Origin of the sequence: Pectinatus frisingensis (genome assembly GCF_015732285.1) — a bacterium.
Lineage (GTDB): Bacteria > Bacillota > Negativicutes > Selenomonadales > Selenomonadaceae > Pectinatus > Pectinatus frisingensis.
Window position 1 is genome coordinate 21,624 of the sequence record NZ_WIQU01000014.1, and the last position, 21,558, is coordinate 43,181.

At 38.7% G+C, this 21,558-nt stretch carries 22 protein-coding genes; 8 read left to right on the top strand and 14 right to left on the bottom strand.

Annotated elements, in window-relative coordinates; translation table 11 throughout:
• Position 1 precedes the first annotated feature (1 nt).
• Entirely contained in the window at positions 2–1,153 is a 1,152-nt protein-coding gene (locus I6751_RS01355) for an ABC transporter permease (protein WP_196590224.1), read from the top strand.
• A gap of 231 nt (positions 1,154–1,384) precedes the next feature.
• Here I6751_RS01355 and I6751_RS01360 read toward each other — a convergent pair whose 3' ends face one another.
• The 11 genes from I6751_RS01360 to I6751_RS14020 form a co-directional block, all read right to left on the bottom strand.
• On the bottom strand, positions 1,385–1,813 hold the full coding sequence (locus tag I6751_RS01360) for a F0F1 ATP synthase subunit epsilon (protein ID WP_196590222.1): 429 nt from the start codon (positions 1,811–1,813) through the stop codon (positions 1,385–1,387).
• A 3-nt stretch (positions 1,814–1,816) separates the two neighbouring features.
• Positions 1,817–3,229 (bottom strand): F0F1 ATP synthase subunit beta, encoded by a 1,413-nt coding sequence (gene atpD / locus I6751_RS01365; RefSeq protein WP_196590220.1) that lies wholly within the window; start codon positions 3,227–3,229, stop codon positions 1,817–1,819.
• A 15-nt stretch (positions 3,230–3,244) separates the two neighbouring features.
• Entirely contained in the window at positions 3,245–4,216 is a 972-nt protein-coding gene (gene atpG, locus I6751_RS01370; RefSeq protein WP_196590218.1) for an ATP synthase F1 subunit gamma, read from the bottom strand.
• Between the two features lie 59 nt (positions 4,217–4,275).
• Positions 4,276–5,784 (bottom strand): F0F1 ATP synthase subunit alpha, encoded by a 1,509-nt coding sequence (gene atpA, locus I6751_RS01375; protein WP_196590216.1) that lies wholly within the window; start codon positions 5,782–5,784, stop codon positions 4,276–4,278.
• Between the two features lie 19 nt (positions 5,785–5,803).
• A complete protein-coding gene (gene atpH / locus I6751_RS01380) occupies positions 5,804–6,346 on the bottom strand; it encodes an ATP synthase F1 subunit delta (RefSeq protein WP_196590214.1) in 543 nt (180 codons plus the stop codon).
• Entirely contained in the window at positions 6,340–6,843 is a 504-nt protein-coding gene (gene atpF, locus I6751_RS01385; protein ID WP_196590212.1) for a F0F1 ATP synthase subunit B, read from the bottom strand. The genes atpH and atpF overlap by 7 nt, the downstream gene beginning before the upstream one ends.
• A 44-nt stretch (positions 6,844–6,887) precedes the next feature.
• Entirely contained in the window at positions 6,888–7,136 is a 249-nt protein-coding gene (gene atpE, locus I6751_RS01390) for a F0F1 ATP synthase subunit C (RefSeq protein ID WP_196590210.1), read from the bottom strand.
• Between the two features lie 68 nt (positions 7,137–7,204).
• Positions 7,205–7,879, bottom strand: a complete 675-nt coding sequence (gene atpB / locus I6751_RS01395) for a F0F1 ATP synthase subunit A (protein WP_196590208.1) — start codon at positions 7,877–7,879, stop codon at positions 7,205–7,207.
• Positions 7,880–8,024: 145 nt separating this feature from the next.
• Positions 8,025–8,402: a hypothetical protein gene (locus I6751_RS01400; RefSeq protein WP_196590206.1), complete on the bottom strand. Its 378-nt coding sequence runs from the start codon at positions 8,400–8,402 to the stop codon at positions 8,025–8,027.
• A gap of 102 nt (positions 8,403–8,504) precedes the next feature.
• A complete protein-coding gene (locus I6751_RS01405; protein WP_196590204.1) occupies positions 8,505–9,548 on the bottom strand; it encodes a mechanosensitive ion channel family protein in 1,044 nt (347 codons plus the stop codon).
• A gap of 365 nt (positions 9,549–9,913) precedes the next feature.
• Positions 9,914–10,738 carry a methyl-accepting chemotaxis protein gene (locus I6751_RS14020; protein ID WP_196590203.1) on the bottom strand — a complete coding sequence of 275 codons (825 nt, stop codon included), beginning with the start codon at positions 10,736–10,738 and terminating at the stop codon, positions 9,914–9,916.
• A gap of 563 nt (positions 10,739–11,301) precedes the next feature.
• Between I6751_RS14020 and I6751_RS01415 the strand changes: the two genes are divergently transcribed.
• The 3 genes from I6751_RS01415 to I6751_RS01425 are packed head-to-tail and all read left to right on the top strand — an operon-like array spanning position 11,302 to position 13,542.
• Positions 11,302–12,129 (top strand): amino acid ABC transporter substrate-binding protein, encoded by an 828-nt coding sequence (locus I6751_RS01415; RefSeq protein WP_196590201.1) that lies wholly within the window; start codon positions 11,302–11,304, stop codon positions 12,127–12,129.
• 11 nt (positions 12,130–12,140) lie between these two features.
• Entirely contained in the window at positions 12,141–12,803 is a 663-nt protein-coding gene (locus tag I6751_RS01420; protein ID WP_196590199.1) for an amino acid ABC transporter permease, read from the top strand.
• Position 12,804: 1 nt separating this feature from the next.
• A complete protein-coding gene (locus I6751_RS01425; RefSeq protein ID WP_231037770.1) occupies positions 12,805–13,542 on the top strand; it encodes an amino acid ABC transporter ATP-binding protein in 738 nt (245 codons plus the stop codon).
• Positions 13,543–13,949: 407 nt separating this feature from the next.
• Here I6751_RS01425 and fosX read toward each other — a convergent pair whose 3' ends face one another.
• From fosX to I6751_RS01440, 3 genes are all read right to left on the bottom strand, one after another.
• Positions 13,950–14,354 carry a FosX/FosE/FosI family fosfomycin resistance hydrolase gene (gene fosX / locus I6751_RS01430; protein ID WP_330998185.1) on the bottom strand — a complete coding sequence of 135 codons (405 nt, stop codon included), beginning with the start codon at positions 14,352–14,354 and terminating at the stop codon, positions 13,950–13,952.
• 182 nt (positions 14,355–14,536) lie between these two features.
• Entirely contained in the window at positions 14,537–16,246 is a 1,710-nt protein-coding gene (locus I6751_RS01435; RefSeq protein WP_196590198.1) for an adenine deaminase C-terminal domain-containing protein, read from the bottom strand.
• Positions 16,247–16,261: 15 nt separating this feature from the next.
• Entirely contained in the window at positions 16,262–17,590 is a 1,329-nt protein-coding gene (locus I6751_RS01440; RefSeq protein WP_196590196.1) for an NCS2 family permease, read from the bottom strand.
• A 525-nt stretch (positions 17,591–18,115) separates the two neighbouring features.
• On the opposite strand from I6751_RS01440, the gene thiM reads away from it, so the two are divergent.
• The 4 genes from thiM (at position 18,116) to I6751_RS01460 (ending at position 21,398) form a co-directional block, all read left to right on the top strand.
• Positions 18,116–18,952, top strand: a complete 837-nt coding sequence (gene thiM, locus I6751_RS01445; RefSeq protein ID WP_231037766.1) for a hydroxyethylthiazole kinase — start codon at positions 18,116–18,118, stop codon at positions 18,950–18,952.
• Between the two features lie 3 nt (positions 18,953–18,955).
• Positions 18,956–19,261, top strand: a complete 306-nt coding sequence (locus I6751_RS01450; RefSeq protein ID WP_182187923.1) for a thiamine-binding protein — start codon at positions 18,956–18,958, stop codon at positions 19,259–19,261.
• Complete coding sequence (locus I6751_RS01455; RefSeq protein WP_196590194.1) at positions 19,258–19,962, top strand: thiamine phosphate synthase; 705 nt, start codon at positions 19,258–19,260, stop codon at positions 19,960–19,962. The genes I6751_RS01450 and I6751_RS01455 overlap by 4 nt, the downstream gene beginning before the upstream one ends.
• A gap of 227 nt (positions 19,963–20,189) precedes the next feature.
• Entirely contained in the window at positions 20,190–21,398 is a 1,209-nt protein-coding gene (locus tag I6751_RS01460) for a multidrug effflux MFS transporter (protein ID WP_196590193.1), read from the top strand.
• The last annotated feature ends 160 nt before the right edge of the window (positions 21,399–21,558 follow it).

The following is a 21,558-nucleotide window of genomic DNA, read 5'->3' on the forward strand; positions in this document are numbered from 1 at the left end:
TATGCAGCTCATTATAAGTCTTTTCCAGCGGGAATGGCAACAGTGCATTCATGATATCAGACGTTTCATATTTCTTTTTGGTGCCGCAGTAGCTTATCTCGTTATATTTGGTCTTTTGTATGTTCCCAACATCATAACACATGTTCCCTGTATTATTTATGATAACGACCAATCTGTTCTAAGCCGTCAGCTTACTCGAAAATTTGAAGACAGTGACAGTTTTCGCGTAATAAGCTATGCCACCTCAGAAGAAGAAATGCTATCGGCTCTACAGGAAAAACGAGCTTATGCCGCTATAGAAATTCCTAAAAACTTTTCGCAGAAAATAAAAATTGGTGACTCATCTACGTTGCTTTTTATGGTTAATGGTTCCAATATTATTCTAACTAATATTACCAGTTCGGCAGCGCAAAACATTACAACGCATTTTTCTGATCACTTAGCGAGCCAGCAGGCAGCATTGCGCTATTCTTTGGATCAACAGGCCGCACTGCAGCGCATTGCTCCCATACAATATAACTTTCGAATTCTCGATAACTCTACGCAAGGTTATACTCTATTCTTTCTTATAGGATTGGCTCTTGTGGCATTCCAGCAGGGTATATTCTTCAGTGTAGGTGCCTCAACGACTTATGAATACGAGCACCCGGAACTGCGCAGTAAATTCAAAACCGAGCAATTAATGTTGATAAAATATATATTTTACTGGATTTTATCCATGTTTTCCTATTATCTGGTGGTCTTTCTATGCCACGTATTATGGAATATTCCTATAAAGGCTCCATTATGGCAAATATCTATACTAGGAGCAGCTTTTTGCTTTTCTGCTATAGCCTTTTGTACATTTTTTGCTTCTTTATTCCGCAAAGAAATGCAGTTTGTGCGTGGTATTATTATGTATCCTGTCCCAGCGTTTATTTTTTCCGGCTATACTTGGCCTGCTGTATCAATGCCGCCAGTCATGCAGACTCTCGCAGCTGCATTTCCATTATCATGGTTATCCAATACTGCCCGAGAATTGTTCCTTTCCGGCGGCTCACCACATCTGAGCCAAAGTGTTCTGGCCTTAATAATACTAGGCATTGTTTGCAGCATACTGGCTTATATTACTTATGATAACGGCTTGAAAGAAACGAGAACATCTGTCAAATAAATTTATTATTTATGAATGCAAAATATGTATTTCATAATAAAATAGTTGTTGCACGTAATCATTTTCATCCATAAATATGCAGTATTTCACCCTTTTGTCCGTCTCAGAAGGGTGAGAATCACATAATGTTGATGACTTGCAATCTTATGAGATTAATACTATTCATATGGCATTTTTCTTTTTTACTATAAAATAACGGAGTAATACATTGCTGTTTACTCCGTTACAAAGCTAATCTATAGGATTTTTTGTAGCCTTTAACCGTGCTTTTGCACGTTCCAAAGCAGCTTGCGCACGCATTGAATCAATGTTTTTATATTCTTCCTGAGATTTTTGCAGCGTATCAAGCCGTTCCTTTGCCCTATCATATGCTTTTTTGGCACGATTGACATCGATATTTATTGGCAGTTCAGCTGCAGATGCCAGGACTGTGATTTTATCAGGCTTCACTTCCATAAATCCACCACAGACAGCAATGAGTTCTTCACTGCTGTCTTCTTTTTTCACACGCATAGCGTGTGGCAAAATACCTGTCACTAACGGAGCGTGTTTGGGTAAAATACCTAGCTCACCGCCTGTGGAACGAACAATGGCCATTCCAATATTCTCAGAATAAACTTTTTTATTAGGAGTAACAATTTCCAAATTAACTGTCGCCATGGATTATGCCTCCTGTTTTGATTTTTTTGCTGCTTCTACGGCTTCATCTATACTGCCGACCATATAAAATGCACTTTCCGGCAGATCATCGTATTTACCTTCCAATATTTCCTTAAAACCGCGAATAGTTTCTTTAAGCGGAACATATTTGCCGGGACTTCCGGTAAATTGTTCGGCCACGAAAAATGGCTGGCTCAAAAATCTCTGGATTTTACGAGCCCTGGCAACTGTAAGTTTATCTGCATCAGACAATTCTTCCATACCCAGAATGGCTATTATATCCTGTAATTCCTTGTACTTCTGCAATACAGCCTGAACTCCGCGGGCAACTTCATAATGGTCTTCCCCAATTACATGCGGATCCAGAATGCGTGAAGTGGAGTCAAGCGGATCAACTGCCGGATATATCCCCAGTTCAGCGATCTGACGTGATAATACCGTTGTTGCATCAAGATGAGTAAATGTAGCTGCAGGCGCCGGATCGGTCAAGTCATCCGCCGGGACATATACTGCCTGGACAGAAGTTATAGACCCTTTCTTTGTTGAAGTAATACGTTCCTGCAGTGCCCCTACATCTGTAGTAAGAGTAGGCTGATAACCAACAGCCGACGGCATGCGGCCCAGCAATGCTGAAACTTCAGAACCAGCCTGTATAAAGCGGAATATGTTATCAATAAACAGCAATACATCCTGATGCTGTACATCACGAAAATATTCAGCCATTGTAAGACCAGTCAAAGCCACTCGCATACGAGCCCCTGGTGGTTCATTCATCTGTCCATATACCAGAGCTGTCTTATTAATTACGCCTGATTCCGTCATTTCGGACCAAAGATCATTACCTTCACGAGTACGTTCACCTACACCAGAGAATACAGAATATCCACCATGCTGTGTTGCAATATTGTGAATAAGTTCCATGATGAGAACGGTCTTGCCAACACCTGCACCACCGAACAAACCTATCTTCCCACCGCGGGAATATGGTGCAATAAGGTCAACAACTTTTATACCTGTTTCCAAAATCTGTGTTGATGTTTCTTGTTCATCAAATTTCGGAGCAGGCCTATGTATGGGCCAAAACTCCTTATTACCGACAGGTGCCGGATTGTGATCCACTGTCTGCCCCAATACATTAAAAACACGTCCCAATGTTTCCTCACCCACTGGTACTTTAATTGGCGAACCAGTGTCAATAGCTTCCATACCACGTGTCAATCCATCAGTAGAACTCATTGCTATACACCGGGTTATTCCATCACCCAAGTGCTGCATTACTTCTACAGTCAGATTTATATCAATATCGCCGGACTTACCCTTTATGGTAATAGCATTTAAAATTGACGGCAACTCTTCGGCAGAAAACTCAATATCTACTACAGGCCCTATAACCTGTACAATTTTACCCTTAGCCAACGATTAAAAACCTCCTCACTTCAGTGCTTCTGCACCGCCCACAATTTCGGTGATTTCGCGGGTAATATTGGCCTGACGAACCTTATTATAATATAGATCCAGTCGTGCCATCAAATCCTGAGCATTATCTGTCGCATTGCTCATCGCAGTCATTCTGCTTGATAACTCACTGGCTGCTGCCTGCAATAATGCGGCATATACCATTGTCACAAAATATTGTGGCAATAAAAAACCTAACACCTCTTCCGCCGATGGTTCATAAATATATTCAGCCGACGGTTTTTGCATTTCTTCCTTACCGATATTTTCCAATGGCAATAATTTCACAGTTTCCGGCACAGCCGAAATCGCCGAGACAAACCGCGTATAGATCATATATACATCTTTGTATTTACCCTCTGTAAACTGCTCCATTACTTCTGATGCAATCTTACGCGCATCATCGTATCTAGGCCGTTCACTAAAATCCGTATAACTTTTTACAATATTGTAGCCATGATTCTTAAAATGCTCTGTTGCCTTACGCCCAACACTTATTATATCAAGGCTGGCCGGATCTACTGTCACAAATTTTTTGTTTACATCAGAGCTTTGTCCTGAAACAAATGTACTACTAACATTGGCTTTATCCGCTTTTTCTTGTTCCAGCGTAAAATTTTCTGCCTCAGCTGTCCCTGTAACATGAATTTTCGCTTCTTTAAAAACATTACTGGCATAAGCGCCAGCCAGTCCTTTATCGGAAGAAAGTATGACAAACAGTGTTCTTCCCATATCATGCACTTCCAGCAGCGGATGTGTGAGCCCATTATTACTAGCAGCTATATCACCAATAACCTGATACATTTTTTCAGTATAAGGCCTATTGGCTACAGCTGCCATCTGAGCTCTTCGCAATCGCGCCGATGCCACCATCTTCATAGCCTTAGTTATTTGTTCAATACTTTTTACACTTTTCACACGATGGCGGATATCCTGTAAGCTGGCCAAAGGTTAATCACCTCGCCTTTATATCGATTCAATTATTTATCAAAAACATTTCTAATATATCAAACGGTATATGATGCTTTAAACTCTTCTATAGACTTTTTGATGTTTTCCTCTAAGTTATCATCAAGTTTTTGCTGTTTGTTGATCTGCTCAATCAACTCAGTATGCGATGAATTAATGAACTTAAGATAATCACGTTGAAATACCGTTACTTTTTCTACTGGGACATCAGTTAAAAATCCACGTACAGCTGTAAAAATAACCAATATTTGTTCAGCTACATTCAATGGTGAATACTGCGCCTGCTTCAACGTTTCCACCATGCGGGCGCCACGGTCCAGCTGATCCTTTGTATCTTTATCAAGATCAGAACCAAATTGAGCAAATGCCGCCAATTCACGATACTGCGCAAGATCAAGACGCATACGTCCAGCTACTTGTTTCATTGCCTTTATCTGCGCACTGCCACCAACACGGGAAACTGAAAGGCCAACGTCTATAGCAGGTCTCACCCCTGAGTAAAACATTTCTGTCTGCAGCATTATCTGTCCATCAGTAATGGAGATGACATTAGTCGGGATATAACCGGATAAATCACCCGCCAGTGTTTCGATTATTGGCAATGCCGTTATTGAGCCGCCACCCAGCTCATCGGATAATTTTGCAGCACGTTCCAACAACCTTGAATGTAAATAAAATACATCCCCAGGATAAGCTTCACGCCCTGGTGGTCTGCGCAGCAACAAGCTCATCGCCCGATAAGCCGCCGCGTGCTTAGACAAATCATCGTATACACATAAAGCATGTTTGCCCTTATACATAAAATACTCGGCCATTGATACCCCAGCATAAGGTGCGATATACTGCAAAGGCGCACTGTCAGCTGCGGTCGCTGCAACGACAATACTATATTGCATGGCACCATGATCTTCCAGAGTTTTCACTACACGGGCAACTGTAGACGCTTTTTGTCCTATGGCTACATATACGCAAATACAATTTTCACCTTTTTGGTTCAAAATAGTATCCACAGCTATAGCTGTTTTGCCAGTACCACGATCACCGATTATAAGTTCCCGCTGGCCGCGGCCAATAGGAACCAATGCATCAATTGCCTTTATACCTGTCTGAAGTGGTTCATGTACAGATTTCCTGTCAGCAATCCCCGGAGCCGGGTATTCTACCGGTCGATTTTCATTACTGTTAATAGGTCCCTTACCATCAATAGGCCGGCCAAGAGCATCAACGACACGGCCGATCATAGCTTCACCAACAGGTACCTGCATAATTCTGCCCGTACGTTTTACAGTCATGCCTTCTTTAATTTTATATTCGCCGCCAAGTAAAACTGCACCGACACTATCCTGGTCCAAATTCAAAACAAGGCCGTAAATATCATTGCCAAAATCAAGAAGTTCGCCTGACATTGCCTTATCCAGACCATGAATGTGAGCTATGCCGTCACCAATTTCCATGACAGTACCGACATCATCAACATTCAAATCAACATCATAGTTTTTGATCTGATCCTTGATAATGGCTGTTATTTCCTCAGGATTCATTTTCATAAAAAGTTAGTCACCCCAATCAACAATTTGCCATCAGTTGTTTCTTTATAGATTTGATTTGGCCTACAACGCTGCCGTCAATAAGTCTATCACCTATTTTTATAACGATACCGCCGATAAGCGACGGATCAATACGTTCTTTTAACTGTATGTGCTTTTCTGTTACATTTTCCAATTTTTTTGCGAGGGCAGCCTTTTGGTCATTTGTCAAAGCTACAGCCGTTCTTACATAGGCAAGCTGAATACCTTGTGCTTCATTGGAAAGAGCGTGAAAACTTGTGATAATCTCTGTCAGCAATGCTATGCGATGTTTATCGACCAACAGCAGCATAAAGTTGACCACTGACTGATCAAAATCATCAGGCAGGATTTTCTTCATAAGTTCTTTTTTAGCTTGTATAGCAACCTGCGGATTGTCCATAAACGCTTTCAATCCCACACATTCGTTGAACAAGCTTCCAATTTGAGTCAATTGTTCATCACTTTGAGACAGTTTATTTTCTTCCTGTGCCAGTTCAAACATAGCCGCAGCATATTTCTTTGCCAATAAAATATTTAACATGATAAGCCACCCAGCTTATCCTTATCGAGCTTCTCAATGAAATCTCCCACCAATTTTTTATTGGTAGATTCATCGATGTTCACAGCAATTATCTTACTTGCCGCCGCCATGGACAAAGAAACCACTTCACCTTTGAGCTGCATGGCAGCACGTTCACGATCACGTGCAATATCTTCTTTAGCATTTTTGCGCATTTGTTCAATTTCCTGCTTTGTCTGTGCTATAGAAGCATCATGCTCTTCTTGAGCGCGTTTCATAGCTTTATCAACTATACTCTGAGCCGAAACACGTGCATCAGCGAGCTGTTTTTGATATTCTCCTAAAACCTGCTGGGCTTTCTTTTCGTCATTTTCTGCTGATTCTATTGAATTGGCGATTTTAGCCTGACGATCATGAAGCATTTTCATGATCGGTTTATAAGCAAATTTCTTAAGCAGGATGACCAGTACAATAAAATTGACGAGTTGCGCCAAAAGCGTTCCATCAATATTAATCAATTCACCTGTCCCCCTTTTTCATAAACTCAATCAATGTTTAAAATTTAGAGAACTTTTATCGCGAACAATATAATAAGCGCAACAACCAGTGAAATAATAGGCATTGATTCAATAAGTCCGACGGAAATCAATGTATTCATAAACAATGTACTCTTAGCTTCCGGCTGGCGGGAAATCCCTTCAACCATTTTACCAGTTACTAACCCATCACCTAAAGCAGCACCTAAAGCAGCTAATCCCAGCATGACACCGACTCCCACTAATGCTGCTGCTATTGCGATTGAACTTTCCATTAAAAAATCCTCCTTAAAAATGTAAAAAATTTATATTGTATTTATGCCGTGCAAGATTTTCAGAGGCCTTATTCATCCTCATCTCTAATACTTTCGGCAAGATAAGAAGTAGACAGCATCGTGAATACAAATGCCTGAACCCCGCCGACAAACACACTGAATCCCAGCCATAATACACCGGGTATAACCTCAGCTATTATATTTGGAAGCAGGTGTGGTAAGATATGGATGAGCAGCTCACCCGCAAAAATATTACCAAATAAACGAAAGGCAAGTGTTATCGGTTTGGCTACTTCTTCTATAAGCTTTATTACTACAAAAAAGGCAAATGGTTCAAAAAAATGTTTTAAATATCTGGGTCCTTTATAATAAAAACCTAATACATGCAGCATCACAACTACCAATAACGCTAACCCCAGATTAGTATTAAGTGTATTTGTTGGTGATGCCATCCCCGGAATCAATCCCCACCAGTTGGAAATCAGCAAAAACAAAAACAATGAGATTAAAAACGGGGCAAATAAACTGCCACGCTTACCAATACTGGCATCAATCTGATCGTTTAAACCAGTTATAACCATCTCAAAAATATTCTGCAGTCCGGTTGGAACCAATTTCATGTTGCGGGTAGCAACTATAGAAAAAATAAGAACTACAGCCATGACCATCCATGTCATTTCCAAAGTTTCCGCATTAAAGGATAACCCAAACAACATAAATTCATGAGCCGCGCTTTCAACCATAAAACCACTCCCTACAATGGATTTTATCCAACAGCCATTTATGCTGCAATGATGTCTATCCGACTAAATAAACATCATGTCAATTTGGATAATGATTTAATTATATTTATAATCACTTTATAAATATAAAATGATATAAATCTATTTAGACTTTCTTGTTATAAGAAAATATTATTATATTAATAAACACTATGATATCCATGATAAAAAAGCCCATAACAACAGCCAAAAAGATCTTTATTGACAGCTTTACTGCCAACAAAAAAACTAACAGAAGCATTACGAACCGCATTATCGTTCCCAGCCATGCCTTCTGTTTCGCTTTATTTGGCAGATAAAGGATCGTTTTTTGCAACCGTACCGCCAGCATAAAAATATAGTACACCGCTGTCAGATATCCGCCAATTACCGCCAAAAGCAAATAAAGCTGCGATTTCACATGCAATCCCAGGCCCAGTATCAATGTTATGACAGCAATCGTCCTTATAATTGTCCGGCCACGTGCAGCCATAAAATCCTGCATACTATGTCTGCCTTTCATAAATGTACATAAAAACGAACTAATCTAAATATAGCATATTCTAAGCATTATCACAAGAACATTGTATACAAAGAAATATAGCCTTTACTTATGAGAAATAATTTCACGAACAGGAAACGGAATATTGATATTTTCCTGATGATAACGGCTGCTAATCGCCTTGATCAGTTCATGTTTTATCACGTACTGATTCAAAAAATTAGTAGATTTTACATATATATTAAATTTAATACTCGAATCGGCAAATTCAAAAAATCGCACCACCGGTTCAAATTCAACTTTTCCTTCTATCTTTATTAAAACAGACCGGGCAGCCTCCAAAGTTACTTTTTCCACAAAATCCAGATCACTGTCATAGCTTACTCCTATAGTAAGCCCAATAGAAATTTCTTTTGCTGGCATATTATAATTAATTATTGTAGAAGAAGCGATTTCTTTATTTGGGACAATAATAATGTTATTAGATGTTGACTGTATTTTAGTGAACCGCCATGTGATATCGACTACCTGTCCCTCACTGCCATTGCTCAATTTAACAAAATCATATATTTGCAGCTGCCGTGATAAAATTATGTGAATACCTGCAAAAATATTTGCCAAAGTATCCTGCAGTCCTAAAGCCACTGCCATACCGCCAACACCTAATGCCGTCAAAAAGGGAGTTACTGATATCCCCAAATACTGCAAAATTATCATTAATCCAGTTGCATATATTATGAAGGCAATTATATTACTGAGGAGTGATGCTGCCTGCACATTTTCCTCAGAACGTTGAATATGCAGATCGATCATTCCTGATACGGTCCGTGAAATAACTCGCGTTACAGAAAATACAATGACAGCATATAAAAATGTGGAAAACAGCATACTGAGCGTCGGATCAATTCCTTTTATCGAGTGAATTGTCCAATAAAGTCCCACTCCCATACACCATGCCACTGGTAACCCTCGTACAGCATTGGCGAAAACATATGGCCAGGTATGTTTTTCGATATGTTCATGTAATTTTTTATTTATAAATTTATTTATTAGCTTGCCAATAACAAAAGCTGCTATCAATATAAAAAAAGGAACAATAAGTAATTCTATCCAGTAATGCCAGTCACTAAAAGCTACTGCTATATCCATAGGCCGCCTCTCTCAACAATTAATTATAGTTATAAGTATACAGTACTAATATTGGTTTTATCAAATTTTATTTCAATCCCTATTTCATCTATTCTACTTACCAATCATTTCGATTCAGCCCCACCATATTCAAGCTCGACTAATGTTGATTCTTTCGTAGGTCCAGCATAATATAAGCTTTGAATCTGCCTTAAGCCTTTAAATTAGTATCAGCATAAAATTAATTATTTTCTCCTGCCTAATATTTAAAGTAATAATAATTTATTTTTCTATATTTTTGCCATCGATATTACCTATTAATTTTAATAAGCTTCAAAAAAGGACACTCAAAAGAGTGTCCTCAGCTATGGCATAAACTACAAGTATTATATAATTTTAGCAATACTTTCTATGTCTACAATCGATTTAGAAAGTTCTTCCATAGTTCTAGAAATTTCACTGGTCGCTGCAGCCTGGTTTTCCGATAGAAGCCTGTTGGATTTAACTGCATCATCCAATTTTTTCATATCGCTTCGAATTGTATTTAAAATTTTATCTATTTCCTGCACAGAATCCTTGCTGTCACTCGCCATTTTGCGGATTTCTTCAGCTACTACTGAAAAACCCCGACCATGCTCACCAGCTCTGGCAGCTTCTATTGCCGCATTCAATCCCAATAAATTTGAATTTGCTGCTACATTGTCAACAAAATCAAGAATTTTATCCGTCTTTTCTATTTCTTGGTCTATCATTATTCCTATTGAATTTATTAATTTCAAACCACTGGACAAATTTTCAGCAGTCGATGCCAATTCTTGCGCCGTGCCGGTTATTTCCTCCGAAGTTGCCGCGATAGTTTCCGATATATCCATTAATTTTTGCTGATTTTCCAAACTTATCCCTGTAGCAACACCACCGACTAGTTTACCCTCAGTATCGAATACAGGGAATGCTATTGCCCTTATAGGTACGCCGTAAGCATCTTTTGGCAATGTTTTCATTACATGTTTCCCTTTTGCAACGCATTCACCTAAAGAGCCACCCTCGGCAACGCCTGTTCCCTCATTAACCTTCATGTCAAAAGATTTAGCTGATACAAATTTAGTTATAATACCATTTGAATCACAAATCATAACACAACAATCCAGCGGAATAAGTTTGCTTATAAATTCTGCTGACTTAATGAGTGCTTCATAATCAGATATTTCCATAACATTCCCCTCCTCAACAATTCTATAATACAGGTTTAATTGTATATGGGAATATTATACTACATAGTGAATATTTACAACAATACTATATATAATATCGTCGAATATATATGAAAAATTCAGTAAAAACACATTTATTTCTCAATAATCTTACTGTTCATCTGCCTTCATGTCTGTGGATATACATAATAAACTGCTCCAATGCTGCAGACGGTGTCACTGTTTTAGAATGCACAAATATATCCGCATCGTACTAAATTTATCAGAAAGGAACAAATAGGGCTGGATATCAATACGCAATATACCGTTTTCTTTGCCTTCCTTTAGAAAAGCGAAGAACTGCATAATGGTTGTAGGTTACACTTTTTGCTATAAGATCATTGACATTATAGTTTTTAGAAATTATAATTGGAATAATATATTTAAGGCTAATCAGAAAACTGAAGGCTAGGAAATTCTTATAATGAATTTCCTGGCCTTTTATTTTTTTCTAAATGACATAATGCAGCCATTATAGCTTATGGTTACTTAATATAAAAATAAAATAGTAAAGAAGGATTATCATGCAGAAAAACATTTTGAAGCTTTTAGTGATTTTTATAATAGGGGTAGGATTGCTGACAGGCTGTGGCAAAGATAATACCAATTCAAGCAGTGCGAATAAAACAGAAACAGCTCAAACCAACAGTGTTTATAGTAAAATAAAAGCTTCAGGAGAAATAAAAATAGGGACAGAAGGAACATATGCACCATATACATATCATGATGAATCAGGAGAATTAGTCGGATATGATGTTGAAGTTGCCAAGCTGATTGCGCAAAAATTGGGAGTAAAACCAGTTTTTGTGGAAACTAAGTGGGATTCCATGATTGCTGGTCTTGATGCAGATAGATTTGATATTATTGTAAACGAAGTCGGAGCTACTGACGAACGCAAACAAAAATACGATTTTTCTGAACCATATATTTATGAGCATGGTGTGCTTCTCACAAGCAAAGCAAACCAGGATATTAAAAAATTTGAAGATATAAAAGGTAAAAATGCGGCGCAAAGTCTAACCAGTAACTGGGGGGCAGACGCAGAAAAATATGGAGCAGTTTTGGTAGGCGTAGATGGATTTGAACAGGCGGTAGAATTGATTCAGTCAGGACGTGCTGATGCTACTATAAATGGTGAGATTGCTTATTTGGACTATATTAAGAAAAAACCTGATGCTGATTTGAAGATTGTAGCAACTACTAAAGATTCATTGGCAAATTCTATTCCTGTAAAAAAAGGCAATGAAGACCTGATTAAGGTTATTAACCAAGCTATAGAAGAATTAAAGGCCGATGGCAGTTTGGCACAATTATCTATCAAATACTTTGGTAAAGACATATCTAAGGAATAATCAGGTGTTTTATGAATACTTCAATTATAAGTTTATTAATTAATTCTTTCTGGCAAATATTGGTGCCGGGGCTTGAAATTACAATACCATTGACGCTTATTTCTTTTTTCCTTGGAATAATTATAGCCATTTTTGTGGCCTTGATTCAAATCGCTGATATTTCGGTGGCAAAACATATAGCTAGATTTTATATATGGATATTCCGAGGGACACCGCTTCTTGTACAACTGTATATTATATTTTATGGTCTTCCGTCACTGGGAGTACAATTAGCCGCTATTCCATCAGCAATTATTGCATTTTCATTGAATGTCGGAGCCTATACCTCTGAAACACTCAGAGCAGCAATACTTTCTGTGCCAAAGGGTCAATTAGAGGCAGGTTACTGTGCGGGGCTTACTTTTATACAAACAATGCACAGAATAATTTTGCCGCAAGCTTTTAAGGTTGCCTTTCCGCCATTATTTAATTCGTTTATCAGTTTAGTAAAAGATACATCTTTGGCCGCTAACATAACAGTACTGGAAATGTTTATGGCTACACAAAGGATAGCGGCTAGGACATATGAACCATTTGCTTTATATTGTGAGGTTGGCGCTATTTATTTATTATTCTGCACAGTCTTGACTAAAGTGCAAATTTACGGTGAAAGAAAATTAAACAATGAGTGGTAATATGATATTAAAACTGGAAAATGTGCATAAAAAATTTGGCAATACAGAAATTTTAAAAGGAGTTGGGTTAGAGGTCAATAAAGGTGATGTAGTCACTATTTTAGGCCCCAGCGGTTCCGGTAAAACAACACTATTGCGTATTGCTAATTTTTTAGAAAAGGCCGATCAGGGGACGCTGCAATTTGATGATTTGCATTTGCAGTTGGGGCAGGTCAGTAAAAAACAAATGCGCTCTGTTAGAATGCGCACGGGGTTTGTTTTTCAAAACTATAATTTGTTTTCTAATAAAACAGCCTTAGAAAATGTAATTGAGGGACTGATAACTGCCCGTAATATTCCTGTTAAAGAGGCCGAAATTATTGGTAAAACTGTTTTGGAGAAGGTTGGGCTGGCAAGTCGTTATGATTTTTATCCAAGTCAACTATCAGGAGGGCAACAACAGCGTGTTGGCATTGCCAGAGCCATGGCTACTGAACCGGAAGTTATTTTTCTTGACGAACCTACATCAGCACTTGATCCGGAGCTGATTGGTGAAGTGCTGAATGTCATAAAAAAACTGGCGATAGAAGGCACTACGATGGTGATTGTGACACATGAAATTAATTTTGCTGAATTAGTTTCAAATAAAGTTTATTTTATAGAAAATGGTGTAGTTTTGGAAACGGGAACTCCGCAAGATATTTTCTACAATCCAAAAGAAAAGCGGACACAGCAATTTTTGCAACGAATCAGGAGATAATCATTTTAATTTGTAATCAAATAAAAACACCAACCTTTGCGAAATAGTGTACTGACACCCATAAGTTAGACCGAGGAATCTAGCTTATGGGGGTCAGCTTTTTATAGCAAAATATAGTTTTGAATTCAAGATGAAAGTTGTCAACGAGTATTAGCAAGGGAAATCAGGCTATGTACTATTATCAAAGAAGTGTACTATTCCCAACGAAACAGCCATCAAAGAATATAAAGGGGATTTTTCTATAAGCACTAAAGAAAATAACCGGACAGTTCCTGTTAATATTTCTGGTAATGAGTTGTTAAAACTGCTGTCTGCTGCTGCAAAAGCCACCATCCATTATGGTAATTTTCTTTATAATCCAAAGTACAGCATCAACTTGATATTTAAATGAAATGCTGATAACCTTATTATTTCATTTTATATCTTTTTAATCGTTGTGAAAGTGTTCCGGTATGTATTTCAAACAAATGATTATCAAAATCGTAAAAGTATAATGATTTCCCTTCACCGTATATGCGTGGACGTGATGGTTTAAATTCCACTCCCAATTGTCGAATCCGTGATTCATATATTTCAAATTCAGTCTCCGGTATTTTAAATGCAATATGGTTATAAGTTCGTGTTAAAAGTGATTTCCCTTCCATAATCGCGATCCATTGCCCGCCGATTACGAAAAATTTCTCTTTTGATATCGAAAATGTATTATCCCCACTGGAATAAACTTCTTCTGCATTAAATATTTGGTTAAAAAATTTGGTTGCAAGTATAAGGTCTTTGACAATAAAAGTTATATGACTGATACCCTCTATCACATGACCATCTCCCATTAAATCACATTATTTAAACTTTTTAAAGCGAAAGAAATATATTCATATTCTGTAAATTGAATCATCACATCGGGCACTTTGTAAATAAACCTGACATTCTTATCACTGCCCGCGCAACAATCTTCAAAATAAACTTAAAATCATATTCCTATAAATAAGAATGACACTCATACCATTAAAGGAACAATTTTTTGTCTTTGCACATCAATAATTCCCCTATCTGTCAATTTAAAAAAAGGACTTACGGGAAGGGACAAAGTACTCAGCGACATAATAACGTTATTATGTTCATACCCAAGTTGTTCCAGCGATTGGCGGACTTGTTTTATCTGCCCGCCCAATACCGGCAGCGGTTGATCAGAAAGGATCCCGGCAATAGGAAGCGGTGCAAAAGCTTCTATCTTATCATTCAATACAGCGACATAACCACCTTGATTTTTTATAATGGTGTTAGCGGCGATCGTCATATCTTTTTTATTTTGACCGATTACCAGCAAATTATGATGGTCATGGGCGTAAGTTGTCGCTGCCGCACCACGTTTTAAGCAGCTGCCGCCTACAAGTGCATATCCGCGCCCACCGTTTTTTCCATGGCGTTCAATAACAACAGCCAAATTATAAGGACTATTTTCCCAGTCAATTTGATGATTTCGTACAGGTAATTCCACAGTGCTTTCCTTTACAAAAGTTGTGTCCCTGCTGACAACAAGAAGCCGGCAGCGAACCTTGGTATTGCCCGCAACATTGTAAGAAAGGCAAAAGCTATCCTCCTGCAGCAAAGGAACATGCACACTATGGTAAAAATGTTTGGGGAAAGACGTATCAGTTTTTTCCCTTTCAACAGTGTCGTGATTATAAACTTCTTTCCCGGCGCAATATGTACGGAGTATATTAAAATTACAAGGATCATCAATTATAGCGAAATCTGCGATTTTTCCGGGGGCTATGCTGCCTTTATCACGCAATCCCATATGACAGGCCGGTGTATATGTCACGGCATAAATGGCTTGTTCAGGTGTCATTCCTAATTTCATAGCTTTTTTAACTAAAAAATTAAGGGTCCCGCGTTCTATAAAGGCATCCGGCATAGTATCATCCGTGACAATTGCAAAATGTTCAAAAAGATTATTGTCGATGAGGTATCGGATAATATCACTGCGCAGTGTTTTTTCCTGAAGTTGAATAAAACAGCCATTAGCAATCCTTTCCTTTACCGTGTCGAGTGATTGATCTGTATGGTCGGAGCCGACACCGCTAAAAAGGATCTGTGCCAAATCCCAGCCTAAAAAACGTGGTAAATGTCCTTCCAATGGGAAATCAGGACGTTCTGCTCTCACTTGTTTAACCAGCCGGCTTGTACGTGTGTCTGGTCCTTTAAGCAAATCATGCCCATTCATAACTTCACCGAGGCAGATAACATGATCCATACGCATCATTTCTTTTACTGTTGCAGAATCAATGACAGCACCTGTTGTTTCCAGCATTTCATTGGTAGATGGAACACAGCTGGGAATAGCAATATAAACATCTGCCGGACCAGCTTTCAGTGTTTCTGCCATAGCCCTGATCCCCTCAAGGCCAAAAACATTTGCGATTTCATGAGGCTCAGCAATCAGGGTGGTCACACCGTTTTTGACAGAACCTTTCATAAAAGTGCGCGGTGCCGCCATAGAACTTTCAATATGCATGTGGCAGTCAATCATGCCCGGAACAACATATTTCCCTTGCAAATCAATTATTTTATCCGGTACAGTCGGAGTCTTTTCCGCACCTATATATAAAAACTGGTTTCCGGAAATTGCAATATTAGCATATATAAATTTTTTCAAATATACATTAAAAACATGCGCATTTTTAAGATATAAATTAATATTCATTTTGATATTTTCCTTTTATTCTACACCGGCTATTGCATAGAAATAGTACATTAATAACAATACCAGCAAATAATGACCAATCGTTAATTCTTTATAGCGGCCTGCGGCTAATTTAATGACTACATAAGCGATAAAAGCAATTGCAATACCATTTGCGATATTAAAAGTAAAAGCGGTAAAAGCAACACAAAGGAATGCCGGGATATACTCAGCCATATCCGAATAATCCAGATTACGCATTCCCGACATCATGCTCACTCCGACATAAACAAGTATCGGTGCTGTGGCTGCCGCCGGAATCATAAGGGCTGCAGGTGTCACCGCCAGCATGAGAAGGAACATTATCGCAGTCGTGATAGATGCCAGTCCTGTGCGTCCTCCGGCTTCCACACCGGAACCGGATTCAAGATATGTAATTAATACCGGAATAGTAAAAAATGAACCAATCGTTGCGGCAATAGAATCTACCTTAAAAACTTTATCAATATCTGGTAAGTCACCATTTTTATCGAGGAAACCAGCTTTACCGCCAATACCGATAGCAGTACCAAAACTGGAAAAGAAATCAGGCAGGAAAAAAACAAATAAATAAGGCAGATATTTGATGTTCAACGCACTGATCAAATCAAAATTAAAGAAAACTTTGCTTATTCCGGATGGTATGGTAAACAGCATACCTGGTATTTTGGTAATCCCCATGGGAATGCCAATAATCGTCACTATAATAATGCTAATCAATGCTGCACCGCGAACTTTGCGCGCTTCTAATGCCAACAACAAAATAAAACCCAAGGCAGCCAATATAACAACAGGCTGTGATATATTGCCGAATGATAGTGCAACCTTTTCAGCATTGGCAGCAAGCACATGGGCATTACGCAGGCCAATGACTGCCAAAAACATGCCCACCCCGGCACTAATGGATATTTTTATTCCTTTGGGGATTACCAGAACTATAGCTTCCCGTATTCCCAATATAGTAACGGCTAAAAATAAAATGCCGCTGAGAAAAACAATAGCACTTGCTATCCCTATAGAAACATGCTGGAGCTGCACTAATGTGATCGAAAAAATCGCAACACTACCCATTCCGGGAGCCAGCACAAATGGCCGATTCGTATATAATCCCATCGCTGCTGTCGTCAAAAAAATCATTATCACCATGGCTGTGAGGATTTCACCCACAGGCAAGCCCGTTTCCCCCAGCATCTTAGGGACAACAGCAAGAACATATGCCATAGTGGCAAAAGTTGTCAAACCGGCAATAATTTCCGTGCCGACAGAAGTACTATATTTACTGAGATGGAACTGTTTTTCACATAATTGTCCAATGAATGAATTCATAAATAAATACTTTTCCTCCTAGAATATATTTTTCTTTGATTATTCAGGCAATATAAAAATACCGATTGAATACAGAGATTTCTGGTATATTATGATATAAGTATATTTCACTGATAAGTATAATAATACCTATACCTACAAAATGATATTCTTAACGATTATTAAAAATATCATTTCATTTTATCCGGAAAAGACTGAGCTAATCTGTTGCAGAAGACAAATTAGTAATAAAATCAAACATGCCATTTATTATATCACCAATTTTCGGTTTGTCATTCCAGACTGTTTATTCCAGGTCATATTGATAAATGTTTACTAAAATAATATATCATCATAAACATCTGGTCTTGCATTTCTATATTATCCTGTTAGGATTAATATATATTATTATATTAACACCTCATAATAATAGCGTTCCATTACCATAAAAAATCATCATGATCTTATCTATTCTTCTATTCAATTTAACATATACAATCAACTTAGCAACTGATTTTTATCAAAAAAAGAAATGGGGTAATTAAATTGATTTCCAAAGAATGTATCCAAAAACAAATTATTGAGGCAATAACCAATGTAAAAAAGAAAAACCCTATGGCAGCTTCTATTACAAACACCGTTACAATAAATTTTGTAGCCAATGCCCAGCTTGCTGTTGGCGGTTCAGCCGCAATGATCTATCTGCCCGATGAAGCCGAAGCTCTGGCTAAAGCCGGTAATGCCATGTATATTAACTTTGGGACATTACTGCCTGTCTATGAAGAATCCATTCCCCTGGCAGTAAAAACCCTGCATGATCAAAAAAAGCCACTGATCATAGACCCTGTGGGTATAGGTGCGGGCAGTTTAAGAAAAAAATTACTTAATTTGTTAAAAAATTATAAACCTGATGTAATACGCGGTAATGCTTCAGAAATAATTGCATTAGCCAACTTATGGGGATTACCCAGTGGTGTGGCACGTTCAGGCATCCGTGGCGTTGATTCTACGGATGAGGTAATTTCTGCCAAACAAGCAGCAATTTCTTTGTCAAAATGGACCGGCGGCACCGTGACCGTATCGGGTGAAATAGACCTGATCACGGACGGCAGCCATATTATCTTTTCATATGGCGGTTCACCTTTTTTCAAAATAATTACGGGGTCAGGTTGTTCTCTGGGTGGAGTAATTGCTATTTATGCAACAGTTTCATCTCCGCTTATCGCAGCGCTAACCGCTGTTTCCATTTATAACTTAGCTGGGAAACGTGCCGAAAGATCTATACATGGTCCCGGCCATTTTCAGGTACAATTTCTGGATGAACTTTATAAGGCAACTGCTGAAGATGTGGCTGCCAACTTATTTACCATAGAGGAGATATAAAAAATGAATACATTAATCGCTGTTGCCATCGCTCCCTGCGGTGTGGGAGATGAATTGTCCCCAGATGTAGCCAAAGCTGTTCAAGTTATCCGCAGTTCAGGTCTGCCTAATAGAACCAATTCCATGTTTACCGAGATTGAAGGCGAATGGGATGACGTAATGAAAGTGGTTAAAGAAGCCGCCTTTATATTAGCAGAAAAAGGAATCCGCACTGAAGTTGTTTTGAAAGCAGATATACGTCCCGGATTCAAAAACATGATGCAGGAAAAAACCGCAAAAATAAACCATATTCTGGGGGATTCAAAATGAATATGCGAAAAGGCCTAAATATTTCTGCCTACTTAGTGGTCGGTCCTGAAAATACAAATAACCGCCCTGTAAAAGACATTATAAAAGCCGCCGTCAATGCCGGATTCACTTGTATACAAATACGTTCCAAAACAGCATCGGCACGTGAACTCATAGAGCTTACCAAGCAGGCTGCGGCTGTCATTGCCGCAGCCGGTAAAACAGATACAGTTGCTCTTCTCGTTGATGACCGTCTCGATGTTGTTTTAGCTGCAAGACAAGCAAGTATAAAGGTGGATGGCATTCACGTCGGACAAACGGATATCCCCGTAAATATCTGCAGAAAATATTTAGGAGAAAATTCCATAATAGGCTTATCGGCAAAAACAGATGAATTATTTTCCTATGTAAAAACAGTCGATGTAAGTCAAATCGACTATTTTGGGGCAGGTCCACTGCATGAAACTGCCACAAAACCGGATTGTGGCAAAGATAAGCAAGGCAATATCATCACGCGGAGCTTTGCTGATATTACAAAACTGGCAGAAATAAGTCCCATTCCTGTCGTCGTTGGCGGTGGTGTCAAAATAAATGATATCCCGCAGCTAGCCCATACAAAAGCCGCCGGATTTTTTGTTGTCTCCGCAGTAGCACAAGCTGCTGACCCACAGTACGCCGCTTCCGAACTAGTCAAAACATGGCATAAAAATAATATACAATGACACTTGTATGGCATACTAGTAAGCGGCTATTATTGTACTTTGGCGTGTATAATAGCCGCTTTTTCTATATGTTCCCTATTAATCTGCTCTGTTAAAACATCATGAACATAAATAAAAAAAGAAAAAACTTTGCCCATGCTGTTATCAAGAAGTTTAAAATACTACGCACAATTTTTTCACAGCCTTATTTCTGTCCAGCCACGCCAGTGAAGGAGATAAATCATTTTATGACAGTATTAAACCATAATAAACAAATCAATACAACCATGCTTACTATTTTCTTAGGTACGCTGGCAGCTATAGCACCACTTTCAACAGATATGTACTTGCCATCTTTACCGGAAGTGATGAACAGTTTTTCCGTGTCACCGTCAATTATTCAGATGACATTAACAGCATCTATGGCAGGGATGGCTATCGGCCAAATTTTTACCGGTCCGCTCAGTGACAGTAAAGGACGAAAAATCCCCCTATTTCTGGGTATGGTCCTGTTTGCTATATCGACTGTCATCTGCGCCTTGTCAAAATCGATCGATATTTTTCTGGTATTTCGTCTTATCCAGGGATTTACCGGTGGAGCGGGAATCGTCATTGCCAGAGCCATTGCCCGCGATGTATGCTCCGGCCCGGCTCTAACTAAATTTTTTTCCATGCTGATGCTTGTTAATGGTCTGGCACCGATATTGTCACCGGTTATAGGTGCCCAAATCTTACGTTTTTCTTCATGGCGCGGTATATTTATCTTCCTCTTTCTAATCGGTATATTGCTCAGTATAGGCGCTTTCACTATGAACGAAACACTTCCGGTAGAAAAACGTCTTTCCAGCAATTTTTCGGCAAGTCTGCATAGCTTTACTCTGTTATTCAAAGAACGTTATTTCATGGGACATTGCATAATGCAATGTTTTGCTTTTGCTGCATTTTTTGCTTATATTTCAGGTTCTTCTTTTGTATTTCAAAATATTTATAATGTTTCACCGCAGGAGTTCAGCTACATTTTTGGTGCTAATGGCATCGGCCTTATGATAGGAGGAGTTCTTGTCAACAGGCTGGCCGGCCATATTGCTGAATGGAAACTCTTGCTAATATCGCTTTTGCAAGCTTTTTGCGGCAGCTTCCTTCTGCTTATTTGTTTTCTTACCAAAGCTCCGCTTTCATTGATTATTATTATTTTATTTCTGGTCATTTTTACAGTATCTGTCATGAGTTCCACCAGCTTTTCACTGGCCATGCAGGCTCAGCGAAAAACTGCCGGTGGAGCCTCAGCGCTCATTGGCTTTTTTTCTATGATATCCGGTGCCGTAATGGCGCCTCTTGTGGGAATAGCCGGCAGCAACACGGCAATTCCCATGGCCGTTATTATCGTATTAGGAGAATTTGGTGCTCTAATCTCATTTTATCTTATAATTTATCCTTTTCACAAAAAATCAGTGTAAGACTTATACCTAATTTTATGTCTGGAAATAAACAAAGCTGTCGCACCTAAACATTTTCATTCACAAATGTGTTATTTCGTTCCCATCTGCCCACAAAAGACAGATAACCACATGACGGCAGCGAATTACACTTTATGAAGCTAATGCCATTAGTGCGACA

What these genes read in the sequence shown, in the direction of transcription:
- I6751_RS01355 (WP_196590224.1), top strand. Translation starts at nt 2, where the DNA reads ATGCAGCTCATTATAAGTCTTTTCCAGCGGGAATGGCAACAGTGCATT.
- I6751_RS01360 (WP_196590222.1), bottom strand. Translation starts at nt 1,813, where the DNA reads ATGGCGACAGTTAATTTGGAAATTGTTACTCCTAATAAAAAAGTTTAT.
- atpA (WP_196590216.1), bottom strand. Translation starts at nt 5,784, where the DNA reads ATGAAAATGAATCCTGAGGAAATAACAGCCATTATCAAGGATCAGATC.
- atpH (WP_196590214.1), bottom strand. Translation starts at nt 6,346, where the DNA reads ATGTTAAATATTTTATTGGCAAAGAAATATGCTGCGGCTATGTTTGAA.
- atpE (WP_196590210.1), bottom strand. Translation starts at nt 7,136, where the DNA reads ATGGAAAGTTCAATCGCAATAGCAGCAGCATTAGTGGGAGTCGGTGTC.
- atpB (WP_196590208.1), bottom strand. Translation starts at nt 7,879, where the DNA reads ATGGTTGAAAGCGCGGCTCATGAATTTATGTTGTTTGGGTTATCCTTT.
- I6751_RS01400 (WP_196590206.1), bottom strand. Translation starts at nt 8,402, where the DNA reads ATGCAGGATTTTATGGCTGCACGTGGCCGGACAATTATAAGGACGATT.
- I6751_RS01405 (WP_196590204.1), bottom strand. Translation starts at nt 9,548, where the DNA reads ATGGATATAGCAGTAGCTTTTAGTGACTGGCATTACTGGATAGAATTA.
- I6751_RS14020 (WP_196590203.1), bottom strand. Translation starts at nt 10,738, where the DNA reads ATGGAAATATCTGATTATGAAGCACTCATTAAGTCAGCAGAATTTATA.
- I6751_RS01415 (WP_196590201.1), top strand. Translation starts at nt 11,302, where the DNA reads ATGCAGAAAAACATTTTGAAGCTTTTAGTGATTTTTATAATAGGGGTA.
- I6751_RS01420 (WP_196590199.1), top strand. Translation starts at nt 12,141, where the DNA reads ATGAATACTTCAATTATAAGTTTATTAATTAATTCTTTCTGGCAAATA.
- I6751_RS01425 (WP_231037770.1), top strand. Translation starts at nt 12,805, where the DNA reads ATGATATTAAAACTGGAAAATGTGCATAAAAAATTTGGCAATACAGAA.
- I6751_RS01435 (WP_196590198.1), bottom strand. Translation starts at nt 16,246, where the DNA reads ATGAATATTAATTTATATCTTAAAAATGCGCATGTTTTTAATGTATAT.
- I6751_RS01440 (WP_196590196.1), bottom strand. Translation starts at nt 17,590, where the DNA reads ATGAATTCATTCATTGGACAATTATGTGAAAAACAGTTCCATCTCAGT.
- I6751_RS01450 (WP_182187923.1), top strand. Translation starts at nt 18,956, where the DNA reads ATGAATACATTAATCGCTGTTGCCATCGCTCCCTGCGGTGTGGGAGAT.
- I6751_RS01455 (WP_196590194.1), top strand. Translation starts at nt 19,258, where the DNA reads ATGAATATGCGAAAAGGCCTAAATATTTCTGCCTACTTAGTGGTCGGT.
- I6751_RS01460 (WP_196590193.1), top strand. Translation starts at nt 20,190, where the DNA reads ATGACAGTATTAAACCATAATAAACAAATCAATACAACCATGCTTACT.